This window comes from Lysinibacillus sp. NPDC056959, from assembly GCF_042674095.1.
Classification (GTDB): Bacteria; Bacillota; Bacilli; order Bacillales_A; family Planococcaceae; genus Lysinibacillus; species Lysinibacillus zambalensis.
This window is the reverse complement of record NZ_JBHURE010000037.1, coordinates 19,533-28,027: the sequence shown is the minus strand read 5'-3', so window position 1 is coordinate 28,027 and position 8,495 is coordinate 19,533. Positions and strand designations below refer to the sequence as shown.

Annotated in this window: 6 protein-coding genes, 1 rRNA gene and 1 other annotated feature (1 of these 8 only partly in view); of the genes, 6 read left to right on the top strand and 1 reads right to left on the bottom strand. The window is 38.7% G+C overall.

Annotation, left to right across the window (positions count from 1 at the left end):
* The 4 genes from rrf to asnB all read left to right on the top strand — a co-directional run.
* Positions 1-94 (top strand): 5S ribosomal RNA (rrf, locus tag ACFTQ7_RS23540); the annotation flags it as partial.
* A 302-nt stretch (positions 95-396) separates the two neighbouring features.
* Entirely contained in the window at positions 397-1,860 is a 1,464-nt protein-coding gene (gene guaB / locus ACFTQ7_RS23535) for an IMP dehydrogenase (RefSeq protein ID WP_197143168.1), read from the top strand.
* 141 nt (positions 1,861-2,001) lie between these two features.
* Positions 2,002-3,333 carry a D-alanyl-D-alanine carboxypeptidase family protein gene (locus tag ACFTQ7_RS23530; RefSeq protein ID WP_386831590.1) on the top strand — a complete coding sequence of 444 codons (1,332 nt, stop codon included), beginning with the start codon at positions 2,002-2,004 and terminating at the stop codon, positions 3,331-3,333.
* A gap of 102 nt (positions 3,334-3,435) precedes the next feature.
* Positions 3,436-5,274, top strand: a complete 1,839-nt coding sequence (gene asnB / locus ACFTQ7_RS23525; protein ID WP_386831588.1) for an asparagine synthase (glutamine-hydrolyzing) — start codon at positions 3,436-3,438, stop codon at positions 5,272-5,274.
* 25 nt (positions 5,275-5,299) lie between these two features.
* Here the strand turns inward: asnB and pdxR are convergent, their stop codons facing one another.
* Positions 5,300-6,724, bottom strand: coding sequence for a MocR-like pyridoxine biosynthesis transcription factor PdxR (gene pdxR, locus ACFTQ7_RS23520; RefSeq protein WP_386831586.1), 1,425 nt, complete (start codon positions 6,722-6,724; stop codon positions 5,300-5,302).
* Between the two features lie 105 nt (positions 6,725-6,829).
* Here pdxR and pdxS point away from each other — a divergent pair, with 105 nt between their 5' ends.
* Together pdxS and pdxT are read left to right on the top strand one after the other, a co-directional pair.
* Entirely contained in the window at positions 6,830-7,714 is an 885-nt protein-coding gene (gene pdxS, locus ACFTQ7_RS23515; protein WP_386831584.1) for a pyridoxal 5'-phosphate synthase lyase subunit PdxS, read from the top strand.
* 1 nt (position 7,715) lies between these two features.
* Entirely contained in the window at positions 7,716-8,279 is a 564-nt protein-coding gene (gene pdxT, locus ACFTQ7_RS23510; protein ID WP_386831582.1) for a pyridoxal 5'-phosphate synthase glutaminase subunit PdxT, read from the top strand.
* Between the two features lie 49 nt (positions 8,280-8,328).
* Positions 8,329-8,495: a binding site (T-box leader), on the top strand (it continues 57 nt past the right edge of the window).

Sequence of the window (8,495 nt, the reverse complement as noted above, 5' to 3'; positions counted from 1 at the left end):
TCACACCCGTTCCCATACCGAACACGGAAGTTAAGCTCTTTAGCGCCGATGGTAGTTGGGGGCTTCCCCCTGTGAGAGTAGGACGTCGCTAGGCAATTTAGACAGTCAGCTGTGTGCTGACTGTCTTTTTATTTTTATGAAAAACTTTAATAATTTATCAATAATTCCACAAAACTTGCTTAAAATAAGACAGAGCTTAACTAACATTTGTTCTAAATATAGAAGAAATTAAAAAAAGCTATATTTTCTTCAGTATAAAAAAGGAAGAAAAGTCTATCAGAGATGGCACTTAGAAAAATCTGAATTGTCTTTCTTTTATAAGTTTCTTGACAGTAGCTTAGCACGTTGTTAATCTTACAATTAATATTCTTTTAACTATAGGAGGACGTTACGAAAATGTGGGAAACTAAATTTGCCAAAGAAGGTTTAACTTTTGATGATGTATTATTAGTACCAGCCCATTCAGAAGTATTACCGAAAGATGTTGATTTATCAGTTCAACTAACACCGAAGATTAAATTAAATATTCCAATGATCAGCGCAGGCATGGATACAGTTACAGAATCTAAAATGGCAATTGCTATGGCACGTCAAGGTGGTATCGGTATTATCCATAAGAACATGTCGCTTGATGAGCAAGCTGAGCAAGTAGAAAAAGTAAAACGTTCTGAAAATGGTGTTATTACAAACCCATTCTTCTTAACTCCGACTCACCAAGTTTTCGATGCTGAGCATTTAATGGGTAAATACCGAATTTCTGGTGTACCAATCGTTGATAGCATGGAAAACCAAAAGCTAGTAGGGATCATTACAAACCGCGACTTACGCTTTATTTCTGACTATTCTTTAAAAATTGAAGATGTTATGACAAAAGAAGATTTAATTACAGCACCTGTTGGAACGACTCTAGAGGATGCTGAAAAGATTCTTCAACAATATAAAATCGAAAAGTTACCAATTGTAGATGAAGAAGGTAAATTAACTGGATTAATTACAATTAAGGATATCGAAAAGGTAATTGAGTTCCCTAACGCTGCAAAAGACATACATGGTCGTTTATTAGTAGGGGCAGCAGTTGGTGTTTCAAAGGATACGATGATACGTATTGAAAAGCTTGTTGAAGCACAAGTAGACATCGTAGTAATCGATACAGCTCACGGTCATTCTGAGGGTGTATTACAAACAATTCGCTCTATCCGTGAATCTTATCCAGAGCTTGAAATTATCGCTGGTAACGTGGCAACAGCTGAAGGTGCACGCGCATTATTTGAGGCTGGTGCAGATGTAGTGAAAGTTGGTATTGGACCAGGATCTATTTGTACAACTCGTGTCGTAGCTGGTGTAGGTGTACCACAAATTACAGCTGTTTACGATTGTGCAACAGTAGCACGTGAACTTGGGAAAACAATTATTGCTGATGGAGGCATTAAATATTCTGGTGACATCGTAAAAGCTCTTGCAGCGGGTGGTAATGTTGTAATGCTTGGTTCACTTCTTGCAGGTACTTCTGAATCTCCTGGTGAAACTGAAATCTTCCAAGGTCGTCGCTTCAAGGTATACCGTGGTATGGGTTCAATTGGAGCTATGGAAAAAGGTTCAAAGGATCGTTATTTCCAAGAGGATGCGAAAAAATTAGTGCCTGAAGGTATTGAAGGTCGTCTTCCTTACAAAGGACCTCTAGCGGATACTATTTATCAACTAATCGGTGGTATTCGTGCAGGTATGGGCTATTGCGGTTCAGCTAACCTTGAGTTCTTACGTGAAAATGCTCAGTTTGTTCGAATGACAGGTGCAGGTCTACGTGAATCACATCCACATGATGTACAAATCACAAAAGAATCACCAAACTATTCGATGTAATATATTACTAGCAACTTTTATGCTCTCGAATCGTCTACAAAGATGACACGAGAGCATTTTTTTATGATAGAGAGTGCGCACGGACATTGCTATATATGATAAAATGTCGAGGATAAGAATATTTTTTGGAGGGCTTTAAAGGTGAAAAAGACAATGAACACTGTTATACGCTTACTCCTAATTCCTGTTTTGTTATTTAGTGTTTTAGCAGGTATTCCAGCGAAGGCAAATGCAGAAACAGATTTAGGACTACACGTGGATGCTGCAATTTTAATTGACGCAGATTCAGGAAAAATTTTATATGAACAAAATGCAGATACTTCACTAGGTATTGCGAGTATGACAAAAATGATGACTGAATACCTGTTATTGGATGCAATTGATGCAGGTACAGTTAAGTGGGATCAGGAATATCATGTAACTGATTATACGTATAAAATGTCTCAAGATCGTGCGTTAAGTAATGTACCATTGCGTAGAGATGGATCTTACACAATTCGTGAATTATATGAGGCGATGGCAATTTACTCTGCAAATGCTGCTACAGTTGCTATAGCAGAAACAATTGCGGGTACTGAAACTGAGTTTTTAAAGCTAATGAATAAAAAAGCAGAAGAGCTTGGTCTTACAGACTATAAATTCGTAAACTCTTCTGGTCTTAATAATGCAAATCTATTTGGTATGCATCCAGCAGGTACAGGACCAAATGATGAAAACGTAATGCCTGCTAAGTCTGTAGCTAAATTAGCATATCATTTACTAAAAGATCATCCAGACGTATTAAAAACGTCTAAAATTGCAAAAAAGACGTTCCGTGAAGGTACAGAAGATGCAATTAAAATGGAGAACTGGAACTTTATGTTGCCAGGATTAGTGTACAAATATGAAGGCGTTGATGGATTAAAAACAGGAACAACAGACTTTGCTGGACATTGCTTTACAGGTACTGCAGTGCGCAACGGTACACGTTTAATTTCTGTAGTAATGAAGGCTGTAGATGCAAACGGAGAAGGCTCATATAAAGCTCGCTTTGATGAAACAGCTAAATTATTTAACTATGGCTTCTCACAATTCTCGAAACAAGAAATTATTCCAGCGAACTATAAGTTTAAAGATCAAGAAACAGTAAAAGTTACGAAAGGTAAAGAAAAGAATGTAGCGATTGCTGTTAAAGAACCAGTTTCATTTATGATCAAGTCATCTGAAAAAGACTTATATAAACCTAAACTAGTATTAGATAAAAAGAGTCTTGAAGCAGAGGTTAAGAAGGATACAGTTGTCGGGAAGGTAGTTATTGAGCGCTCAGAGGGCACAGATCACGGTTTTATTGACGGTAAGGGTCTTAAGGCCGATGTTGTCACAACAGAGGCTGTGGAGCGTGCTAGTGGTATCTCATTATTCTTCCAAGGTATTGGTAGCTTCTTCGGAAACTTATGGAGCAGCATTACTGACTTTGTTGGTGGCTTATTTTAATAATTAATTTAAAGAACACGTAGATGTTTTCAAACATCTCGTGTTCTTTTTCACGTTTTTTCGCTCTACTGCATACGCTATTAGGCGAAAGGATGTGGCTAAATGTGTGGCATTACAGGATGGGCTAGCTTTCAAAAGGATTTAAGAACGAGTAATGAAATTCTAAAGTTAATGACGCAAACATTAAATAAACGAGGGCCTGATGATGAAAATATTTGGTGTAGTGAGCATATTGCATTTGGCCATCGTCGGCTAGCTGTCATAGATTTAATCGGTGGAAAGCAACCGATGAAGAAAGTACATGATGGTTCAAACTATGTCATTACATATAATGGCGAGCTTTATAATACAGAAGAGTTAAGGAAAGAGCTTCAAAATCGAGGGCATGTTTTTACAACGCATTCAGATACGGAAGTATTATTAACTGCTTATATTGAATGGAAAGAGCAGTGTGTTGATTTTTTAAATGGAATTTTCGCTTTTGGTATATGGGATGAACAATCACAATCTCTTTTTTTATGTCGAGATCGACTAGGTGTAAAACCTTTGTTTTACACTGAACAACAAGACGGCCTGCTTTTTGCATCCGAGGTGAAAGCATTATTAGCTCATCCATTGATTAAAACAACCGTTAATACGGAAGGGCTAGCAAATATGATGGCTGTAGGGCCGTCTAGAATGCCCGGAAAATCACTTTTCCAAAATATTAGTGAGCTACGTCCAGGATATGCAATGCGTTTCTCTAGAGCGGGTATACGAGTTTGGCAGTATTGGCAGTTACAAAGTAAACGACATGAAGAGTCATTAGAGGAAACAATCGAACATGTCCGTTTTTTGCTTACGGACGCTATTGAACGACAGCTTGTTTCAGACGTACCGATTTGTACATTTCTTTCAGGCGGATTAGATTCCAGCATTATTACTGGAATTGCAGCAAACAGGTTTCATGAACAAAACAAAGGCATGCTCCATACGTATTCTATAGATTATGAGGATAATGAACGCTTCTTTAATCCACATGCTTTTCAAACATCAACAGACACGTATTGGATTCAAAAAATGACAGATACCTTTAGTACAACACATCATGCTGAGGAAATTTCTCAGCAGCAATTAATCGATTGGTTGGTAGAATCTGTCGTTGTTAGAGATTCCCCAGGGATGGCAGATGTAGATTCATCGTTACTATGGTTTTGTCGAGAAATAAAAAAAGACTTTACCGTTGCACTATCGGGTGAATGTGCAGATGAAATTTTCGGCGGCTATCCATGGTTTACAGAAAAGACAACAGGTTTTCCTTGGATTCGTTCACTGTCTGAAAGATCAACAATGTTACAAGAGCGGTGGCGTAAGAAATTAAACGTTGAATCATTTGCACAACAAGCATATTCGCAAACAATTGCCGAAGTACCATATCTTGATGGAGAGAGTATTGAGGAAGTAAGGCAACGTGAAATGTTTTATTTGAATACGGTATGGTTTATGCAAACATTGTTGGAACGAAAAGACCGTATGAGCATGGGGGCAAGTCTTGAAGTTCGTGTTCCGTTTGCAGATCATCGACTTGTGGAATATGCGTGGAATATTCCTTGGGAAATGAAAAATTTAGGAGGTATAGAAAAGGGTTTGCTTCGTAAGGCAATGCAACATTTATTGCCAGAAGAAATTTTATATCGGAAAAAGAATCCGTACCCTAAAACATATCATCCAGTTTATACAGCGGGTGTTCAAAAATGGCTAAGAGAAATAATGGAGGATAAAAATTCAATTCTTCATGAATTGTTTGAGCGTCAGAAGCTAATAGGGCTAATTGAATCTGGTGGCAGTTCTTTCAAAGTTCCTTGGTATGGACAATTAATGGCAGGTCCACAGCTTTTAGCTTATCTCGGCCAAATCCATACATGGTTTAAGCTATATAATATCCAACTAATTGAATCGTAACATAACGGAAACACAGATCAACCTTTTAAGGTGAGGTTGATCTGTGTTTTTTCTGTATGTCCCAACAATTCATTAGCTTTTCAATTGAAGGTTCAATTTCATGAACAGGTATACCTCCAAAACCTAGTAAAAATTGAGCTTGCGAGGGTGCGAAGTGATCTAGGCGATAATCAGATAGTGGATAAATTTTGATGTCCGAATTGGAGGCAAGCTGCTGTAAATGCTTTTCGGACAAAGTATGCTGTACATCTAGTAAAATATGCATTCCTGCTTGCTCACCAGTAATATTAATTTGGTTAGAATAGTTTTCTAAAATAGAAGTAAGTTTTTCATGCTTTTTTCGATAAACTTTCCTCATGCGATTTAAATGCTTTGCAAAATGGCCATCACGCATAAAATTAGCTACGATATGTTGATCAAAACGAGGTACCGTTGATGAATAGTAATTAAACACATCATTATAAGTAGCAAGTAATTTTGATGGAAGTACAAAATAAGCAACACGCAAGGACGGCATTAATGATTTTGTAAATGTACTCATATAAATGACTTTATCATTTCGATCTAATGCATGAAGTGCTGGAATTGGTTTTCCAGTATAACGAAATTCGGAATCGTAATCATCTTCAATAATGTATCGAGAGGAGCTTTGTGCGGCCCAATTTAAAGCCTGTGCACGTCTTGTAGCCGATAATACTGCTCCTGTAGGGAATTGGTGTGATGGCGTAATATAGACAACGTCAGCGCTAGTTTTTTCGAGCTCATGGATGACAATTCCTTCATCATCGACCGCAATTGGGTATACTTTCCTTTTATGCTGGGAAAACATACGATGAACAGCTGGATACCCTGGGTTTTCAAGCGCAAAGCAAGTATCGTCACCGAAGAGGCGCAATATCATTGGTAGAAGCTGTTCGGTTCCTGAGCCGATGACAATTTGCTCGGGACTACAAATAACCCCGCGTGATTGAAATAAATAATTAGCAATCTCCGTTCGTAAAGATAGTTCTCCTTGAGGCTCACCTGTTAATAATAAATCCTTTGAGGCATCATCAAAGAGCTCTTTCGCATATTTCCGCCATGTTTGAAATGGAAAGGCATCAATATCGATAGAACCAGGATTAAAATCTATCTTGTAAGATTTTTTCTTAGGTTGCTCGTGTAAAGAAACTATTGTGTCCTGTTGAATATATGGAAGCTCGTCAATTTCCTCTACGAAATAACCGACACGAGATTTAGACATAATATAGCCTTCTGCAAGTAGCTGTGCATATGCAATTTCAATAGTTGTTTGAGAAATATTCAAAAAATCGGCTAATTTTCTTTTTGATGGTAATTTTTCTCCTACTGCAATTTTCTTTGAAATAATAGCTTCCTTAATGCCGCTATAGAGCTGGTCATAGAGCGGTTTTTCACCATTTTTTTCTAGTTGGAATAATAGCATGTCCATGTTCATTCATCTCCCTGACCTTATGGTTATTTAGTAAACTGGATATTTTTATATGGTCAATTTCGATTATACTAAATTTCATCATAAAGGTGGAGGTTAGAAATCATGAGACAAACAGGTACAGAGTTAGTTAAGCGCGGGATGGCAGAAATGCAAAAGGGTGGCGTCATTATGGATGTTATTAATGCGGAGCAGGCGAAAATTGCGGAAGCGGCAGGAGCTGTAGCTGTCATGGCATTAGAACGAGTACCATCAGACATTCGTAAGGCGGGTGGTGTTGCACGTATGGCGGATCCTCGTATTGTCGAGGAGGTCATGGGAGCTGTATCCATTCCCGTAATGGCTAAGGCACGTATTGGACATATTGTAGAAGCAAGAGTGTTAGAAGCAATGGGTGTTGATTATATTGATGAAAGTGAAGTATTAACGCCAGCGGATGAGGAGTTTCATTTATTAAAAAGTGATTATACAGTGCCTTTTGTTTGTGGGTGCCGTGATTTGGGCGAAGCAGCTCGACGCATAGGTGAAGGGGCTTCTATGCTACGAACTAAAGGGGAACCAGGGACGGGTAATATTGTAGAGGCGGTTCGCCATATTCGAAAAGTGAATGCGCAAGTACGTAAGGTAGTTGGTATGACAGAGGACGAATTAATGACAGAGGCTAAATTGCTTGGTGCTCCTTTTGAATTATTAAGAGAAATTAAGCGTCTTGGCCGTTTACCAGTAGTAAATTTTGCAGCAGGTGGAGTTGCTACGCCAGCGGATGCAGCATTAATGATGGAGCTTGGAGCTGACGGTGTATTTGTTGGTTCTGGTATTTTCAAATCAGAAAACCCAGAGAAATTTGCTCGTGCAATTGTTGAAGCTACTACGCATTATAAGGACTACAAGCTAATTACTGAAATTTCAAAAGAGTTAGGTGTTCCGATGAAAGGCATCGATATTGCACAGCTTAGTCAAAATGAGCGTATGCAAGAGCGAGGCTGGTAAAATGAAGCGAATCGGTGTTTTAGCATTACAGGGCGCGGTGCGAGAGCATGTGCAAACGTTAGAGTCTCTCGGGTGCGAAGCGGTCTTAGTAAAACAAAGAAGTGATTTAGAGAAGCTTGATGGACTTGTCTTGCCTGGTGGAGAAAGCACAACGATGCGCAAATTGCTGAATCGATACGAGCTATTAGAGCCAATTCGCACACTTGCAAAGCAAGGTTTACCGATGTTTGGAACATGTGCAGGATTGATTTTATTAGCAAAGGACTTAGTGGATTATGAATCACATTTAGCAGTAATGGACGTGGTAGTTGCACGGAATTCTTATGGACGTCAAGTAGATAGCTTTGAAGTGAAGCTCGATATACCTGAAATAGGTCCTGTCATTCCGGCTGTCTTTATACGCGCGCCACATATTGTTTCCGTAGGTGAAGGTGTTGAAGTATTAGCGGAGCATGACGGGAAAATCGTGTTAGCAAAAGACGGTCATTTATTAGGGTGTTCCTTCCATCCTGAATTAACGGAAGATACACGTGTTCTTGAATATTTTGTATCTTTTATGGTATGACTTGCAAAATCTCATTTCATATAGTACAGTATGGATAAAATTTAAATAACTTAACACGATGATGGGAAGTAGTAACAAGCACGTTTTTTTTAGAGAGTCAGCGGGTGGTGGAAGCTGATAAAAGCACTTGTGAATCCGTCCTGGAGTTGCGCAGTCGAAGTGAATGAAGTAGGCTGTCGCCGGCTGAAATGCCGTTATGAAATAAGTGGATTAGAC

What these genes read in the sequence shown, in the direction of transcription:
- pdxR (WP_386831586.1), bottom strand. Translation starts at nt 6,724, where the DNA reads ATGGACATGCTATTATTCCAACTAGAAAAAAATGGTGAAAAACCGCTC.
- guaB (WP_197143168.1), top strand. Translation starts at nt 397, where the DNA reads ATGTGGGAAACTAAATTTGCCAAAGAAGGTTTAACTTTTGATGATGTA.
- pdxS (WP_386831584.1), top strand. Translation starts at nt 6,830, where the DNA reads ATGAGACAAACAGGTACAGAGTTAGTTAAGCGCGGGATGGCAGAAATG.
- asnB (WP_386831588.1), top strand. Translation starts at nt 3,436, where the DNA reads ATGTGTGGCATTACAGGATGGGCTAGCTTTCAAAAGGATTTAAGAACG.
- pdxT (WP_386831582.1), top strand. Translation starts at nt 7,716, where the DNA reads ATGAAGCGAATCGGTGTTTTAGCATTACAGGGCGCGGTGCGAGAGCAT.